The following is a 15,951-nucleotide window of genomic DNA, read 5'->3' on the forward strand; positions in this document are numbered from 1 at the left end:
AGAGCGGCGATGTGGCATGCAAGAGGCGTCTAGGAGGCGGCATGCACCTCTACCTGCGCATGGGCGGCCATCGCCTCCTGATGGATCGCCCGGCTACGTACAAGACGCCAGCGTGTCACCCGGCTCTGTGTTCGCCCGACCAGTGTGATGCGGCGACGAGGAGGCACTGATAAGGCAGCACCGCCCATACGCTGCGGAAACGAGCGAGTACTGTGTGCGATGGCGGTATCAGAAGGAGAGAACGCGCGATGGCAGGACGGTCGTCCACCCCCTTGTTCGGGGCCCGACTGTCCGCTGGCTACAGCCAGGAGAAACTCGCCGCGAAGCTAGGCGTCGAACGCAGCACCGTCGGGCGTTGGGAGCGCGGCGTCCAATCACCGCAGCCCTGGCAGCGCCGCGCGCTGGCAGCAGCGCTGCAGGTCTCACTCGACGAACTCGATGACCTGCTTCACCGCACACTTCGTCCGTCCTCGTTGTCTCTACAGGACAAGCCCGATGGCACCCTCCTGGTGACGGGCCCGGCAGTGTCGTGGCAACCGCCCGAAGATGGCGAGAGCTCGATCGCGCCCGACCTGGACGTGATCCACGCCGCCATCCCGCGTCTGCGCCGTGCCCTCGACAGCCTCGACCTACCTGACGACGGGCCCACCAGATCCCTGGCCGATCTGCGCCTCGACATCGTTCGTGCCAGCGACGACCGCCTGCAGTCCCGCTACGTCGACCTCGCCCGTCGCCTGCCCTCCCTCATCCCCGAAATCGCCCGCGCCGGCCAACTCGGCGATGCCATCGGGCGGCGCCAGGCCGCGTCCCTGCTGACCTTGGCGTTGCGCGCGGCCGACGGCGTGGCTTTCAAGTTCGGCTACCTCGACCTGTCCGCGAGACTGATCGACCTCATGCGCTCAGCAGCTCAGGTCGCCGAGGACCCGCTGCTGCAGGCCACCGTGGCATACGTGCGAACCGAGGCCTTCTTCGCCACCGGCGATCTGGATACCGCCGCTCGCGCCCTCGACCTCGCCGCCGATCAGGTCCCCACGCGCGGCGCGCTGTCGGCGACCGCGGCGGCAGCCCTGGGGGCACTGCACATGCGGGCCGCAGTCGTCGCCGGCCGGGCTGGCAAAGCCGACGCCGCCAGCGACCACCTGCGCGAAGCCCGCCGCGCTGCACACGCGGTCTCTGAGGGCGTCTACCGGGGCACAGCGTTCGGTCCCTCGTCGCTGCGCATCCACGAACTCGCCGTCGCCGTCGAACTGCGGGATCCGCGCGGCGTCCAGCGCGCTGCGGACTGGGCCCCGCCGCCGGAGCTCCCCGCCGAGCGCCGCTCGCACTACTACATCGATCTGGCCCGCGCCCAGCTCGACCTCGGTCACCGCCAGGACGCCTACGTCTGCCTGCAGGCCGCGCGCCGGGCCGCCCCCGAGCACGCCCGTACCCATCCACAGGTCCGTCAGTCGCTGTCTGCTCTGCTGCGCACCCACAGCGCGCCGAGCTCGGGGCTGCTCGACCTCGCCGCCTGGGCCCGCGCGCGCTGACTGCCGTCCCTCCGGCAAGGAGCCCGATCAGTTGGGGACGAGCAGGTCCGGCAGCTCGTGCAGGGAGTCGATGACCCAGTCGGCGTCGCGACGCACGAGCGGGTCATCGGCCCACAAGTACCCCCAGGGGCCGCGCCGGATCAGCGCGGTCCGCAATCCCGCCGCCTTGGCCGCGACCACGTCGTTGTCCCGATGGTCGCCGACGTAGACGGTGTGGCCCGCGCTGTCGGGCACCATGTCAATGACGCGGGCGAAGAACTCGAGGGAGGGCTTGGCCACGCCCCACTCGCCCGAGGTTGCGATCCGCTCGACCGGTAACTCCAGCCCGCGCAGTAGCTCGGCCGCGCGGGAGGTCTGGTTTCCCGCGACGCCGACCCACAACCCTCGTTCACGCAATCGAGCCAGGCCGGGGCGGACATCGGGATACAGGTCGGTTTCCTCGATGCGCTCGCCTCGGCCGGCGTCCTCTCGCAACTGTCGCTCGCGACCGAGGTCGAAGCCCGGTTTGAAGTATTCGAAAGTCTCGGCGTTGTCGCGGCCCGCTGCGGTGACCGCGCCGAGCACCGTGGAGAAGGTGTGGCGTGGGACGCCGATCCAGTCAGCCCACGCGGCCCACTCTCGCGAGTCGTCCAGCAACGTCTCGCCCACGTCGAACACCACCGCGGTCACCATGTCCTTACTCCTACGTCATCCACGGGCACCGCGCGACAGAGGGAACCTTCCCGGCAGCGCAGCCGCCGATCAGGACGTACTGCGGAGATCAGGCGACCGCGATATCCGGCGACACCGACCCACCGCAACCTGCGCTCACAAGCGCATCCGGGCTGCCATCCTGAACCGATGAGCACTCCTGCACAGTGGTCATGATCGCGAGAACCCGCACGTCGCAGAGGACGGTGTTGGCGCGCCCAAAGTCTGTGCCAGAACGGTTCCAGCGGTCTCGACGGAGGCCATGAGGGCGCCCAGCAGTGACTTCGGGATTGATCCGGCGTCGAGGCCAGCTCGATCCATCAGACCCTTCAATGTTTCGGCCTGGTCTGCTGTCATTTTCGTGCGGCATATCGGGTGGTTCACTACTTCACGGGCGGCGTAGGCGTCGGTGGAGCGTTCGGCGTCCTCGATCAGCTCGGCGCACAGGGGGCCCGCTTCGACTTGCTGCGCCTCCACACAAAGGTCCAGCGCAGTGAGGCCGAGTCGAATACGGAACAGGGTCGTTGACCCGTCGGAGGGCTTCCGGGCGAGCCTGACCGCAGCGAGCGTGGCGGTAAGGTCATCGACGCTCAGGCATCCGCCCTTGAGATGCGCGTAGCTGCGAAGGCAAGCCGCCAGAGCGTACTCCCGCGGCTCGGTCATCACGCTGGCGTCGATGAGCCTAAGTGCGTCGTCGACTCGTCCGCTGGATACGTACGCGATGACGCGCGTCTGGCGGGATTCACGGAGCAACTCTTCGGCTTCGTCGTGTTGTTCCGCGTGTTCTGTGGCCTCTGTCCATTTGCCCGCGGCGGTCAGAGCTCGGGTGCCGTCCTCGCGCAGCAGTACCTGTAGCCAGGGATCGAGCTTGGATCGATCGCCGTCGGCGGCGATGAACTCGTCGAAGGGGACCGACGTGCCGTGGATCGTGGCGTTGCCGCCGTGGCGGGCGGCCTGGTCGATCGCGTGAAGGGCACGGTAGGCGCCTTCGGGATCGCCTGCCCGGGTGGTGAGGCGGGCGAGGTTGACCAGTGGCTGGAGCGAGGCGATGGCCGTGCGACCGGATACGGGCCAGGCGGCGTGGAAGATCTGAAACTGTCGCTCGCACAGCTCGACGGCGAGGTCGGGCATGCCGCAGTCGGCGGCGACCAACGCTGCCAGGTTCCAGACTGAACAGGCCCGGTCGATCCGGTCCTCGGGTTCGGCGGGGTTCTGGCAGGTATCAGCGAACTCGCGTACTTCGCGCACCCGTGCTTCCAGGTCGGCGCAGCGACGGCGGCCCTGAAGTACCAGCGGGAACCTCCTCATCGCCAAGTCTGCGGCGGCCTCGGCTGCAGGGGTGGGAGTCACCTGCTGTGCCGGGCCCGCAAGTGGTGAAGCCGGTGGCCCGGTGGTCGCGGCAGGGGCGGGGGCGGGGGCGTCCAGGATGGCGGAGCGAGCCGCCCAGGCGAGGATGCTCTGCGTCCTCGCGGGTAGCCCCAGGCGGTTCCAGTGAAAGATCACCAGATAGCTCACGACCTCGCGCAGTCCCCGCCGCAGCGTTCCCCTGCGAGCGGCGGACCCCAGGGTTCGGCCGGCCTGGCGGAAGGCCTCCGCCCACTCGGCGGCGGAGGCCAAGGGGCCGTTCGTGCCCAGCAGCGGCCCGTCCGACGAGACGTCGGCGAGCATCAACTGCTTGAGGTCGCCTGCCATCGCGGTCACCTTCGAGACCGGGACGTCAGCGGGGAGGCGCCGTTCCTGTGCGACTCGGTGCCAGACATCGCCTTGCTCGTACCACTCCAGTCCGGCGGCGCGCATCAGCGTGGTGCACAACAGCAGGGACAGCTCGCGGCGGCCCAGCCCGACTCCGCCGTCGCGGATGAGGTTCACGACGGCGCGGCTGTCGGCGCAGAACAGTTCATGGGCGAGATCCATGCCCGCTTGCCCGCCGAACGCCGGGGTCTCCGCCTCGTAGATGCCTGGCCACCACCCGGAGATCCGGCCGTTGGCGGCGAGTTCGTCGAGTGCCGTCCCGAAGCGGTGTTTCATGGTGTGCCCGGCCGGTCCTGGTTGCAGGCGCAGCCGCCAACACGGGTGTTTGCGCATGAACCACCACGCGGTGATCACGCCCTCGTCTTCGGCACTGTGGATCAGCGGCGCGAGGTGATCGGCGACGGCGCGTTCTGCGTCGTGCCAGTCGGTGAACTGGACGTAGAGCTGCCACCAGCCGGAGGCGATCTGTTGTTCGAGGGCCTGCTGTCCGGCGCGACGGTAGACCTCGGCGGCCTCGGCGAGGTCGGCCGAGTCGAGTTCCTCGGCGAGAGCGGCCTCGGCTGGCGGTGTCCCGGTCAACACGGTGAGCACGGCGCGCTCGGTGTTGCGCGCGACGACAGACTCGTCTACCGCGCGGGTTGTTTCTGTCGAGGCGTGCTGGGCTAGTCGATTAGCAGACATGCGTCCCATCCGGAGATCGGCGTGACGTTGTGCGCGGCCGTGTGCAGGGCGAGGGCGGTTCCTGCTTCGCCTTCAAGAAGCCCTCGTCCGGCCGTGGCGCCGGATCGCGTGTGAGGGATCAGGTTCTCGGCCAAACGCGGCAGGTGGTCGGCGAGCGCCGGGGTACGGCTGTCTTGGGTGGCCCGCCACACGGTCTGATAGACCCCGGCCCAGCCGTGGCACAGCCCAAGGTCGGTGACTCGGGCCTGCTGCGCTGGGTCGTCGAGGCACCGGGTCAGCGCTTGTTCGTACCCCTGCTGCAGGCGCGCGTCGCCAGTGGCGATTCCGGCCAACTGCCCGGCACGAGCGATCCCCGGCGTGCCGTAGCACCAACTGGGGCGAATCGGTCCAGGCTGCCTGGGGCGACCGCTGCGCAGGTCGGCCAGAGTGATCCATTCCGGCCACCACGGTCCGGCCTCGCCGTCCTGTTGCCAGGCGTCGAGCCATCCGCAAATCGTGGCGATCGCCTCGCGGTGCCCGTCCACGGTGATCCCGCGCCGCATCGCCTGGCTCAGCAACGCCAGAGGGCCGGCGACCCCGTGTGCCGCGCCCAGGTTGCCGTGGCCGTGGCGGTAGGCGGCAGAGGATCGGCGGTGCGGATCGTGACCGACCCACCACCCAGGCAGTACCTGGCTCTCGATCTGGACTGGCCGGGTCAGCGCGACGAGGTAGTCCAGGACCCGCTCCGTCGCGCTGCCGCCGGGGTCGCGGCGCAGCAGCAGCGCGCCGAGACCGCTCAGGCCGAAGAACACGTCGTATTCGCGGAACCCAGGAAGTTCGCCTGCGCTGATACGCGCTATCGCGGCCTCGACTCGCCGGTGCACGAGCGCGGCCACGTGCACGTCGACGTCCGCGAGGGCATCGCGGTAGCGGCCGGTGGCGCCCGCCGCAGCGGCGTCGAGCATGAGCGTGACCGCCGGCGCACCCAGGTACAGGCCCGTGGTGTCCGTCGCGCTGACCTGACCGGCCACCGCGTTCACGATCCAGCGATGGGCTTGCCGCCACGTCCCGGTCCCGGTGTGAGCGCGTTCGATGTGCAGCAACGCGATCCCGGCGGCGCCCTTCGTGAGTGACTGGGGCACCCAGGGCTCGTTCTCGGGAGGCGGCCCCGGCAGTCCAAGCTGCTCGGCGTAGCGCTCGGCGGCTTCCGCGAGGATGGTGGTGGAGTTCGTCGGGGCGGCCACTTAGCGTGCTCCGGGGCGGGCGGTGTGGCGCAACGCGCAGGCCCGCGCGAGCCGGCCGGTGACCCGCTCGATGGCCGGGTCGACGCCGACAGCGCGAATGTGGTGCAGGTGCAGCAGTGATCCCAGGACGGTCAGGGGGTCTCGCTGTCGCGCCAGGTCTTCCCGATAGGCGGTCAGCGCCTCGGCACGCGCCTGCCACGCGGCCACGACGTGCTCTCCGCCGGGCAGGGAACGCAATGTCGTCCACGTGCCGTCGGGATCAGCCAGCTCCAACGCTTGGTCGCGCAGAGCCGGATCGACCCGTCCGTGTTCTTGCCGAAATTCACGGATCAGCCAGCCCAGGCCCTCGTGGGCGGTTCCCGCGAAGCGCACGGTGAGGTCCACCAGGCTGGCCGCGGCCAGAGCCTGTGGACGCAACCCGGCCTTGACAGCAGCGCTGATCTGGGCGAGTGCTGCGACCGAGTCGGCGGCGAAGACGTCCTGTGCGCGGTCCAGCGCGGAACCGTGGCCGTAGCGTCCGGTCTGGGGTTCGTGGGTGGCGAGCGCGAGGTGTGACAGCAGCTGGCCTCGGTGCAGGCTGTCCGCCCACGTGGCGACCCTTTGGGCGGCCGAGCCGTACGCGGATGCTTCGGGCAGGCGCAGGTATACGGCGAGGTACTGGTCGACCTCGGGGCGGCGCATCTGGCGATGGCGGCGGAACCACCAGGACGATGGGTCGTCGCCGAAGGTGCCGATCAAGTCCGGCACGCGCTCGGTCAGGATCTCGTCGAAGCGTGCCGGATGTCCGTAGATCTGTGCGCAGAGGATCGTGGAATCCCCTGGAAGGTGGTTCGTGGTCCGAGTGACGGCGCGGGCCGCACTCGCGACGGACAAGGGGATTTCGGGCGAGGGGGCGTCCAGAACCAGGGGGATGAGCACCTCATGGGCGCGGCCCAGCCAGGCGAGGTCCTCGGGGGCCGACGTTTCGCGGAGTTCGAGGCGGTCGGCGCGCTCCAGGCGGGTGCGCAGCAGGAGTCGGTGAAGCGGGTGACCGAGGTCCACCGGTTGCCGTCGGTCGTGGTCGACCATCGCGACGTGCTCGGGTACGCGCCACCTGGCCCGCCAGGAGTCCAGCCCAGCCTCCCACTCGGTCATCGAGGCGTCACGGCCCGGAAGGTCACCAGAGGCGAGCAGCCACCGGGCTGGGGACAGAGTGGTTCGCCGGTATCGAATCCGGGGAAGGTACGGGAGTTGGGCGGCGGTGCCGAAGTGGAACGCCTTGTAGACCGCGGACCGTGCGGTGGTGATCTCGGCGAGGAACCTCGCCAACGGCGGGGTCTGAACCCCCGCCTCCAGGGCGTGGGTGACCCGCGGCTCGACCCGCCGACCGGTGGACAACTCGATGAGGTGGAACCGGCTCTCGTCCGTGGTGATCGCGAGGTCCGCCAACGAGATCAGGTGCTCGTCCGGTTCGCGGTACTCGGCCACGGGGATCACGTGCGGCAGCAGTTGCCCGGTGCGGGCCACGTTCTCATTGCGGCGCCTGCGCGGGGCAAAGGACAGTTGGGCGGTGATCGTGCCCGGCCCGGCCGCGGTGTAGGTACCCGCGAGGAGGTCCTGGCCTTCGTTGGGCAGCAGGTAGGCGTGGCGACCGGCCATGCTGCTGCCGGGTCGGGGCGTTCCGGTCACAGCCAATCCGAAGCGCCCACGGGCCAGCGCCTCGACCGACTCCGCCCGGACCTCCACGGCTACTTCGACACGAGGAGGAAGATGCACCAGATCCGCACGATCGCCGGCCGTCAGGTCCTCGATCACCTGATCAGTCAGCACGATTTCACCGCTGCCGTCGACTGTGGCCCGCTGGATCAACGCCAAGAGCTTCTCGTCGCGTTCGCTGACCTGGCGCGCCGCGCGCCCATGTGCTGAGCCGAGATACTCGGCCGGAAGCCCGAGCCCGCTGTCGGCGATCAGCTCCAGCACCGGAACGAGCGCGCCGGTCCCGTAGCGAGCACGAAACCGTGTGTGGTAGTCGCGCCACGCTGGATAGCCGAACGCATACGGGGAAAGGCGAAGCAGGACGCGGACGGCGTCAGCGGCTTCTTGAGCCACCTGTTCGGGTATCTGAACGTCACAATCCAAGATCGTGTCGACGACCAGCGGCACCTTCGCGGCGTCGCTCAACGCCCTCATCCGATCGGTCACAGCCGACGTCGGTGCCACAGCTGATCCGCCGGCGGAGAGTTCCCGGTGAATCGCGGACAGTTCGCGCACAGTGTCCTCGATCTCGGCGATGGTGAGGGCGTCGGCGGCCTTCAACACCGCGCACGCGTGGCCGAGCGCGTCCAGACACGTCATCGGCGCCCACAGGCTGCTGATCAGCAACCCTTCATCGAGCAGACCCCGGAGCAAGCGGTCGATCTGCTGCTCGCTGGCAGCGGCGAACTGGCGCAGGAGCAGTGCGCGCAGCTCGGCAAAATGTACGGGTGCACGGGCGGCTTCCAGTGCGGCGCGAACCGGGCGACTGTGGCGCACGGACACCTCGACCGGGGCCAACGCTGGGGCAGCTCCGTCTGGTGGTGACCCTGGTGCTACGAATCGGTCGCCTCGCACAGTCCCGGCGTCGTTGACGACCACGGGCAGCCGGTCCAGGAGCCCTCGGCACTGGTGCAGGCGGGTGAGAATATCGCCGAGCCAGCTCGCGTCCGCTCGGACGGCCACTGAGTGCTCGCGGCCCCACCGCACCTTGGCCCCGGCCCCGATCCGGGCCATGCCGACCCCGGCGAACAGACCGAACGGGGTGGGGCGCTGTTGCCAGCGCACCAGGTAGGACGCCAGCGAGAGCACGGCCCGGTGGACCGTCCGAGCATCGCGGCTCGGGGCGGACAGCAGGTCGTCGATCTGCCGGGACAAAGCGGGGCTGGCATGAACGACAGCGGCGCGAACGTCCTCGCGCTGCCACACCTGCGACAACCACGTCTGACCACGCTTCGCGGCGTCCTCGCCGAGCAAGTCCAGCGTCGTGGGCAGGTCCAATCCGCCTGGATCAGTGCTGGCACGCAGTAGTGCCGCGCCGGACCATCGATGTGCCGGTGATGACGATGTGGCGGCCACGTGTCTCCCTCGGAGCTCTTACTGGGCCCCTGCTGCTGCCGGTGCGCAGCAGCACCGGCAGCAGCAGCCGTCAGGACGGGTCGTCTGCGAACGAACCGCAGCTACTGGCGTCGCCCGCGCAGGTGTTGCCGCAGCCATCGTCAGTGGGGCAGTCCCCCATGACCGGGCCGTAGGCCACGACGACCCGCACATCCAGTGCGAACTCGTCGTCCTCCTCGGCTGGCCGTTCGGCCAGCGCGGTCGCGCCGCCCGAAAACCGGACCTCCGACATCTAGGCCACTCTCCTCACTCGGTTGGGTGTTGCAGGGCACCCTGACCTGCTGCGGCAATCGCCGCCTGCGGCCAGGAGATCGTGACCCGGCTGTGCTTCTTGTCGATGACACGTCCCTCGGACAACTGGTCGTCGGGGGTGCCAACCGGGTAGACGCGGAACTGCGGACCGGGCCCGCCTCGGTGCTCCAGGCCCCAGACCCGGAGCAGCCCGGCTACCTCCTCTGCGAGGTCGCCGGCGTCGGGGCCGAAGGCGTGAACACCCCACTCGAGGTTTTCCTCGTCGGCGCGACGGGTCGTCACATAGGCGAAGCTGCCACCAGCGACAACGGCCGACGCGGCAGCCTGCCGCCCCGGTGGAGTGACCACACCGGTATCGAGCTTCCGGTCCAGCACGACGCGGCAGAAACCGGGCAGGGCCGAGGCCAGCCACATGTGCGCGTCGGCCCACAACTCGAACCGCCCGATGGTCGCCCCGGTCCAGACCTCCACGCGCGGCGTGTTGAGCACACCCTCCAGCGCGGTCGCGTCGACAGGGAACTCGTCGTCGAAACGCAAGGTGACCTCGCCCCCGCGCATCACCAACTGCTTGCCCTGGTGTGCTCCAGCGCCCTGAATCGGCACGAAGCCGAACAACCGCGACGACCTGCTGACCAGGAACCCGTCAGCACGCTCAAATGCGAGCGTGCGTGACAGGCCCCTTACCTGCAAGGGAACCAGCAGGCGACCACCCTCGGCCAGTTGCGCGATCCAGGCAGGCGGGATGTCCCACGTACCTACCGTGACCAGGATCCGGTCGTAGGGCGCGTACTCGGGCACACCACCCTCGGCGTCGACGAGGACGACATTCACCTGCGAGTACCCGGCCTCCGCGAGCTGGCGCTCGGCGCGGTCGGTCACGTCCTTGTCGATGTCAACCGTGGTGACCTGACCGGACGGACCGACGAGCTCCGCCAGCAGCGCGGCGTTGTAGCCGCCAGAGCCGATCTCCAGGATCCTCATGCCGGTAGCGATTTCCGCTTGCTCCAACATGTGCGCCTGAACCTGCGGCGCGGAGATCGAGCTGGTCGCGTTCCCCTCCGCGTCCCGCTTGGTGACGAAACCGTTGTAGCAGTGGTAAATCTCGTCCAGGTCCCCGCCTGGAGCGAACAACTCCCGGTGGACCTTGCGCATCGCCGCCTCGACCGGCGCCGAGACGATCGTGCCCTCGGCGATGAGGTCATCGACCACCTGCTTCCGCAGTTGCGCGGCGCGATCCGAGTTCGCAACCTCACTAGTCGTGTCTTTGGGAGTCGTCCTGTCGGTCACTAAGGGCTTCCTTGTCGTCGTACGTCTTAGCGGAAAGGTGAACATCTTCTTATGCGCTGTTTCCCGACTTGCGTCGATCTCTCAGTTTCGTCAGAGCCGACCCTGAGCCGTCGTACTGTACTGGCCTGATCACTCTCCGCGACTTGCTTTGTCGTTTCGTATCAGCGAGTCCTACCTGTTACGGAGCCCGGAGGCATTGACCTCCGCGGAGCCGTTGCGGCAGTGAGCCTCAGTCAAGTCGTCCTGATCAATCTCGGCCAGGGCGTGGACACGGCGGCAATGAGGCGACGATGAGGCGTCACCTGCTCTGACCTGCGCAAATATCTCTGGCGAGGTCGTAGTCCGAACGGGTGCTGCTCATCGAGCAGGTGATCAGACTTGACCGGTGACTGGTTATCGTGGCAGCGGACCGACGGGGCAAGGTGATGGCCATGGGAGACCGGCGAGCGGCATTCGCCGCGCGGCGCGAGCCGATGGGCTACACCCAGGAGGCCCGCGCAACCCGCAGCCGGAGTGCGGTTCTCCGTCGCATGGCCTCTGAGCTGTATGGATAGTGCGCCGCTATGGTGACGATCCGACGTGGGGGTGGCGGAATGGCGGTCCGGCGAGAGCGGCTGACGGGGAGGCGTGAAGCGCTGGGCTTCACCCAGGAGTCGTTCGCCCGCAAGATCGGGGTCGAGCTGTCCACGGTTGGCCGGTGGGAACGAGGGACGCAGGATCCTCAACCGTGGATGCGACCGAAGATCGCGAAGGCGCTGGAGGTATCTGCCGACGAGCTCGCTGACCTTCTTTCCGGGGCCGCGCCGCCGTCCGCTGGTACTGATGACGTGACGGATGCGTTCAGTCCTGCGATCGCCGAGCATGTGCGGCGGAGTCAGGAGGACTGGCTTCGGGTGCGCCGCGCTGCTGGTGTGCGGGGGCGCGAACTGGCGGAGTTGGCCGCGTGGCTGTACCCGGCCAGCAAACGGGCACCCGGTGGTCATGTGCTCACCGGCCCTGATTGGCTGCTGGACAGGCCCGTGGAGCTGGACTCGGTGCGGCTGAGCTTCTCCGACGCCAAGCACCCGGTGTCGAGGCTCGAGCCGGTGGACCACGTGTTGCCGCTGACCGCCCGCGGCGAGCGCTATGCCGGCTACAGCCGGGCCGTGCGGGACCTCGTGCGGCCCCGGCTCCTGGAGAACCGACTCAGCTACCGCCTGCTGGCGGTGTCCCAGCGGGACGGGTTGGCGCTGACTTTCGGGACCACCACGTTCTTCGAGGTGTTCGACATCAAGGAGTGCCTCGCCCACGAGTTCAAGGCCGCTTGGCTGGCGTCGGGTGGGTCAGTGCCGGACTGGAGCGCGCTGCCCCTGCGTTCGGCGATCGGCGACCCGTTCGACCCCACCCGGCTGGTGATGTCGCCCGGCATCAGCACCCTGACCATCCGCAAGGACCGACAGGGCGAGCACCGGTTCATGATGCACCAGCGCGACGGCCGCGCCGTGGCCGACGGCGGCGGCATGTGCACTGTCATGCCTTCCGGGGAGTTCCAGCCCTCGTCGCTCGCCGCAGTCGACGTGCACAACGACTTCTCCCTATGGCGCAACATCATGCGCGAGTACTCCGAGGAGTTCCTCGGCAACCCCGAACACGACGGAGCTGGGGCCGGCTCCATCGACTACGCCCATCAGGAACCGTTCCGCTCCCTCGACCAAGCTCGCGCCGACGGCCGATTCCGGCTCTGGCACTACGGCCTTGTCATGGACGCCCTCACCCTGGGCGCGAGCCAACGCACCGTCGCCGTGGTGGACGACGAGGTCTTCGATCGGCTGTTCACCGCCTTGGTGGCGACTAACGACGAAGGGCACGTGGTCGGCGAGGGCGGCCGAACCGACATGCCGTTCACCGGCGAGGCGATCGACCGACTCGAACCCCGGCTATCGGCCAGCTCCTTGACGCTGCTGCGTCTGGCGTGGCGGGATCGCCAGCACCTGCTCGGCTCGTAATTAGCGCGTTGCCGCGCAACAAGTCGCTGTACTGCAGGCGTTGTCGTGCAACCTTCGCGCTGCTCGAACGTTCGTAGTTGCCATCTGGATCGATGGGCTGCTGTTCACCGACAAGCGGTGCTTGCCATCCAATGCCGGAACCGGTGTCATGACCGCGCCTCGCGCCATCGAGGTACGGGCATGCCATCAGATCCGATGGCACGCGGGCAGTATTGCGGCGACCACCGATACATCAGCAGCTGGCGTCTGGTGACAGCATCATCGCCGCATACGCACATCGGTACGCGTCGTTGATGAACGTTGCGGATAACGGGGCCATCTCACCGTGTGCATAATCGTTGTGCGTCCATCGCAGTTCTTCGGTCAACGCCTTCGCCTTCTCCAACGCCTTGAGTGCGACACCGAACTGCTCACTGAGCCCGTCGACTGCAAGACCGACCACGTGCTCGCCGAGAACCTCCACCAAGGTCCGCTCAGCTGCTTCGGGACCAACCTTGTCGACGAGGTCGTGACGCAGCGAGGGCAAGTCCACATCTCCGACAAGGTCGACAAGTCGGTGCAGGCTGCCCGGCAGGTCGCGGATCCAGCCCTCCGCTGCGCCGGTCTCGATTAGTTCCCCGTTCACACCGACATTCGCACGATCCCCTGTGGACTCAGAGATTCGGTTTGCCGCCTCGTTGTCGTACTTCATGTGGTCGCCACTCCCTCAAGATCACGCAGCGCGCAGATCAGCTGGTACTCATCGGTTCCGGTGATACCCGCGAGAGCTGTGAGCGCGCCGGAGTCGAGCGCCTCGACCACCGGTAGGTCTAGTCGCTGGTGATGCTGTTGTTGCTGGGCGCGCACGATGGCCCATTTCCTGATCGGTTGGAGGCGCGGATCGGTGCTGCGGGTGACGGCGGCCAGGTCGACCTGAATGTGTCGCGGTTGCTCGATAACGAGCGCGCGGTTAGTCGCCCGAAGAAGTAGCTCGTCGGGCTGTTGGCCGAGCACCACGCATATCTCGAGGAGACGCTCGACGGTGATGCGCCGGGTGCCCAGCTCGTAGGTGGCGAGGGTCTGCAGAGACAGCTCGTCTGATTCGCTGCGCCCCATCCTGCTGCGTAGCTCCTTGCGGGTCCAGCCGAGGCCCTTGCGAGCTGTCCGGAGCTCGTCTCCCAGTGTTCGTGTGAAGCGATCCAGTTCGCCCTTCGTAGGCGGTTTCATTGCTTGTCCTTCTGTACGTCGCCGGGTGCGTGCCCGTAGGCCAGCACGGCGGAATCCATGCCTCCGGAGGCGACCACGACCGCGAGGCGTGGGTGCCGATAGGGCGCAGGAACGTTGGGCATCTCTCACCACCGGCCCGACGGGTTCGAAGCCGCACGGGCTGCACCGACGACCGCCGTCCACAGTGGAAGGTCTAAGTAGTGCTGGGGGCGTTCAAACCACCTCAGCTCGTCACCCTCGCGGTCGAGTGCGGACAGTGGGATCGCGGCACCCCGTTTCCTCCACCCGACCTGGATGTCCACGAGGTCCTTCCATACCGGCGTCCGCATGGCAGTGCGCGGCTTAGTCAAGAAGATCCAGTCGTCGGGCCGTCCGGGCACCACGATGATCGGCGCTCGGAGCACATGCATGACAAGGAAGTGGTTGACCTCGCTCGCGAATCCAGCCCGGATGAACAACGCGTCGACGACGTCGCCAAGTTGGAGCCGGACGTCCCCGGTAGCGGTGTCGATCGTGGTCGGCCAGGCGAACAAGCCGCGGTAGTGCCGCGACAGTTGTACGGCCGAGTCCTCGACCAGTTCGGGTTCGCGGTCGGTGACAGCAGTCATGAGGCAGCCCTTCCTGAGTCGGGAGGCGGTGGTGGTGGCGGTGGGGCTGAGGCGTCGTGTACCCGCTCAGCCCCACCGCAGCTTGTGCAGATAGAAATTCGGCAACAGGGAGTGGCGAGGCCGGAATCGGTCCCGCACGGTGCATGCAGCTAGGCGGCCCCCGCTTGATGGGACCGGTGTTCGTCGAGCAGCACCTCTCGTAGTGCTGACCGAAGCCGACCTGCTTCGAAATTGGTCAGGTGGGCGAGATGGCCGCCCGGAAGTTCTACTTCGACGACCTCAGGGGTTCGCCGCCGCAGATGGATTGCCGTTCGCTGTCCGTCGCCATTTCGGCAGGCGACCTTGAGGTGGTGCCATCCCAACCGACGAAGCAGAGTTGCCGCAGGCAGCGAGCGTGCAAGCCGCCTCATGTGCTCTCGGCCTCTCGGATCATGCTGAGGCCGCGCGTTCCAACTGTGGCAATCGCGTGTTGCAGGGCTGGGATCGGCGGCTGGCTGGCGGCGCGCCGGTGTACGCCGACGTGAGCCGATTCCATGCGCTGACGACGCCGCAATGCCATGCGTGCCAAGCACACGACGAACACCAGGGCGGCGATTGCGGTGATCAAGCCGATCATTCGTGGCCACCCTCGTAGCCTGGGGTCGCGGCGGGACCAGGTGCGGGGGTTGTGGCCCCCGCCGCGACATGGCAGCAGAGCAGCGCGCCCTCGACGGCTGGGGGCACACCGTCGTTGTACTGCTCCGCTGGGCTCGCCATGCCGGTCCGTGCGGCACCGTCAGATGCCCGTGCCACCAGTGAGGTCGCCAGGGTGATGGCGTCCGCGACGGCAGATCGAAACTGGTCGGCTTCGTCGTGATCGAGCGCCGCAACCTCCCCAGGAGGAGCTACGACGACGACCTCGGAGCCGCGCACGACAACACGCAGGATCCGCTGACGGCCGGCCACATCACGGCACGCCACGAACCATGATCCGTCGTTCATCGTGCGTCACCGCCTGTCGCGGTGTTCTCGATCCAATCCCGTCGACACACCGGCTGCACTACGAACGGCACAGCGAGCTGGGTCCATGGGCATCGCGGAACACGACGTTCCGCGAATCGCTGGGAGAGCTTCATCATCTACTCCTGCATTCAGCGAGTCCCTATTCCGTTTTGTTAACCTGCGTCAGTCAGTCTCGTGAGCGCCGAGGCGGCCAGGATTGACACTGCGTCCACAGGTGTCGTTCTGAAAGCACTCACGGCCGACCCCGTTCGCAGATAGTTGCGACCGTGAACCCAGGGATCAACTAAACGACCAGCCTGCCGAACAGGCCAGAGCGCGCGTGGGGCGGACACGCGGCGCGAATGGGGCGTCACTGGGTATGAACTGCACAAATACCGCCCCAACCACATGCAGGCCAATTGGGTGACGCCGTTTAACACAACGAGTGACAGCAGTTTCACGACGAACAAGATGTCGTGTGGCCGTGGCCTGAGCCAGCCCTCGTCGGTGCGGAAATACAAGCCTGAACGGTCGACCGGATTCTATCTATGGCCAGCATGCCTGAATCCCACCTTCGTGGAAACCTTGGCACATCAGACCTTCAGGTGTGCCCCCTGGCATTCGCGCG

13 protein-coding genes are annotated in these 15,951 nt (G+C 67.7%); 2 read left to right on the top strand and 11 right to left on the bottom strand.

The window, feature by feature from the left end:
- The first annotated feature begins 248 nt into the window (after positions 1 to 248).
- Complete coding sequence (locus ACIA8G_RS21595; RefSeq protein WP_396420407.1) at positions 249 to 1,529, top strand: helix-turn-helix domain-containing protein; 1,281 nt, start codon at positions 249 to 251, stop codon at positions 1,527 to 1,529.
- A 27-nt stretch (positions 1,530 to 1,556) separates the two neighbouring features.
- Here the strand turns inward: ACIA8G_RS21595 and ACIA8G_RS21600 are convergent, their stop codons facing one another.
- From ACIA8G_RS21600 to fxlM, 6 genes are all read right to left on the bottom strand, one after another.
- Positions 1,557 to 2,201 carry an HAD family hydrolase gene (locus ACIA8G_RS21600; protein ID WP_396420408.1) on the bottom strand — a complete coding sequence of 215 codons (645 nt, stop codon included), beginning with the start codon at positions 2,199 to 2,201 and terminating at the stop codon, positions 1,557 to 1,559.
- Positions 2,202 to 2,390: 189 nt separating this feature from the next.
- On the bottom strand, positions 2,391 to 4,652 hold the full coding sequence (locus ACIA8G_RS21605; protein ID WP_396420409.1) for a thiopeptide-type bacteriocin biosynthesis protein: 2,262 nt from the start codon (positions 4,650 to 4,652) through the stop codon (positions 2,391 to 2,393).
- Positions 4,634 to 5,875 (bottom strand): lanthionine synthetase C family protein, encoded by a 1,242-nt coding sequence (locus ACIA8G_RS21610; RefSeq protein ID WP_396420410.1) that lies wholly within the window; start codon positions 5,873 to 5,875, stop codon positions 4,634 to 4,636. Before ACIA8G_RS21610 ends, ACIA8G_RS21605 begins: the two co-directional genes overlap by 19 nt.
- Positions 5,876 to 8,887, bottom strand: coding sequence for a lantibiotic dehydratase (locus tag ACIA8G_RS21615; RefSeq protein ID WP_396420411.1), 3,012 nt, complete (start codon positions 8,885 to 8,887; stop codon positions 5,876 to 5,878).
- A gap of 148 nt (positions 8,888 to 9,035) precedes the next feature.
- Positions 9,036 to 9,236, bottom strand: a complete 201-nt coding sequence (locus ACIA8G_RS21620) for an FxLD family lanthipeptide (RefSeq protein WP_396420413.1) — start codon at positions 9,234 to 9,236, stop codon at positions 9,036 to 9,038.
- A 14-nt stretch (positions 9,237 to 9,250) separates the two neighbouring features.
- On the bottom strand, positions 9,251 to 10,588 hold the full coding sequence (gene fxlM, locus ACIA8G_RS21625; RefSeq protein ID WP_396420415.1) for a methyltransferase, FxLD system: 1,338 nt from the start codon (positions 10,586 to 10,588) through the stop codon (positions 9,251 to 9,253).
- Positions 10,589 to 11,136: 548 nt separating this feature from the next.
- Here fxlM and ACIA8G_RS21630 point away from each other — a divergent pair.
- Positions 11,137 to 12,528: a helix-turn-helix transcriptional regulator gene (locus ACIA8G_RS21630; protein ID WP_396420416.1), complete on the top strand. Its 1,392-nt coding sequence runs from the start codon at positions 11,137 to 11,139 to the stop codon at positions 12,526 to 12,528.
- Between the two features lie 232 nt (positions 12,529 to 12,760).
- Here ACIA8G_RS21630 and ACIA8G_RS21635 read toward each other — a convergent pair whose 3' ends face one another.
- From ACIA8G_RS21635 to ACIA8G_RS21655, 5 genes are all read right to left on the bottom strand, one after another.
- The gene (locus ACIA8G_RS21635; RefSeq protein WP_396420417.1) at positions 12,761 to 13,219 is read right to left on the bottom strand and encodes a hypothetical protein; all 459 of its coding nucleotides are present in this window, start codon (positions 13,217 to 13,219) and stop codon (positions 12,761 to 12,763) included.
- Positions 13,216 to 13,734, bottom strand: a complete 519-nt coding sequence (locus ACIA8G_RS21640) for a helix-turn-helix domain-containing protein (protein WP_396420419.1) — start codon at positions 13,732 to 13,734, stop codon at positions 13,216 to 13,218. Before ACIA8G_RS21640 ends, ACIA8G_RS21635 begins: the two co-directional genes overlap by 4 nt.
- Before the next feature lie 125 nt (positions 13,735 to 13,859).
- The gene (locus tag ACIA8G_RS21645; RefSeq protein WP_396420420.1) at positions 13,860 to 14,342 is read right to left on the bottom strand and encodes a hypothetical protein; all 483 of its coding nucleotides are present in this window, start codon (positions 14,340 to 14,342) and stop codon (positions 13,860 to 13,862) included.
- A 406-nt stretch (positions 14,343 to 14,748) separates the two neighbouring features.
- Positions 14,749 to 14,958 (bottom strand): hypothetical protein, encoded by a 210-nt coding sequence (locus ACIA8G_RS21650; protein WP_396420421.1) that lies wholly within the window; start codon positions 14,956 to 14,958, stop codon positions 14,749 to 14,751.
- Positions 14,955 to 15,323, bottom strand: a complete 369-nt coding sequence (locus ACIA8G_RS21655; RefSeq protein ID WP_396420422.1) for a hypothetical protein — start codon at positions 15,321 to 15,323, stop codon at positions 14,955 to 14,957. The genes ACIA8G_RS21650 and ACIA8G_RS21655 overlap by 4 nt, the downstream gene beginning before the upstream one ends.
- Between the last annotated feature and the right edge of the window lie 628 nt (positions 15,324 to 15,951).

This window comes from Lentzea sp. NPDC051213, assembly GCF_044455585.1.
Classification (GTDB): Bacteria; Actinomycetota; Actinomycetes; order Mycobacteriales; family Pseudonocardiaceae; genus Lentzea.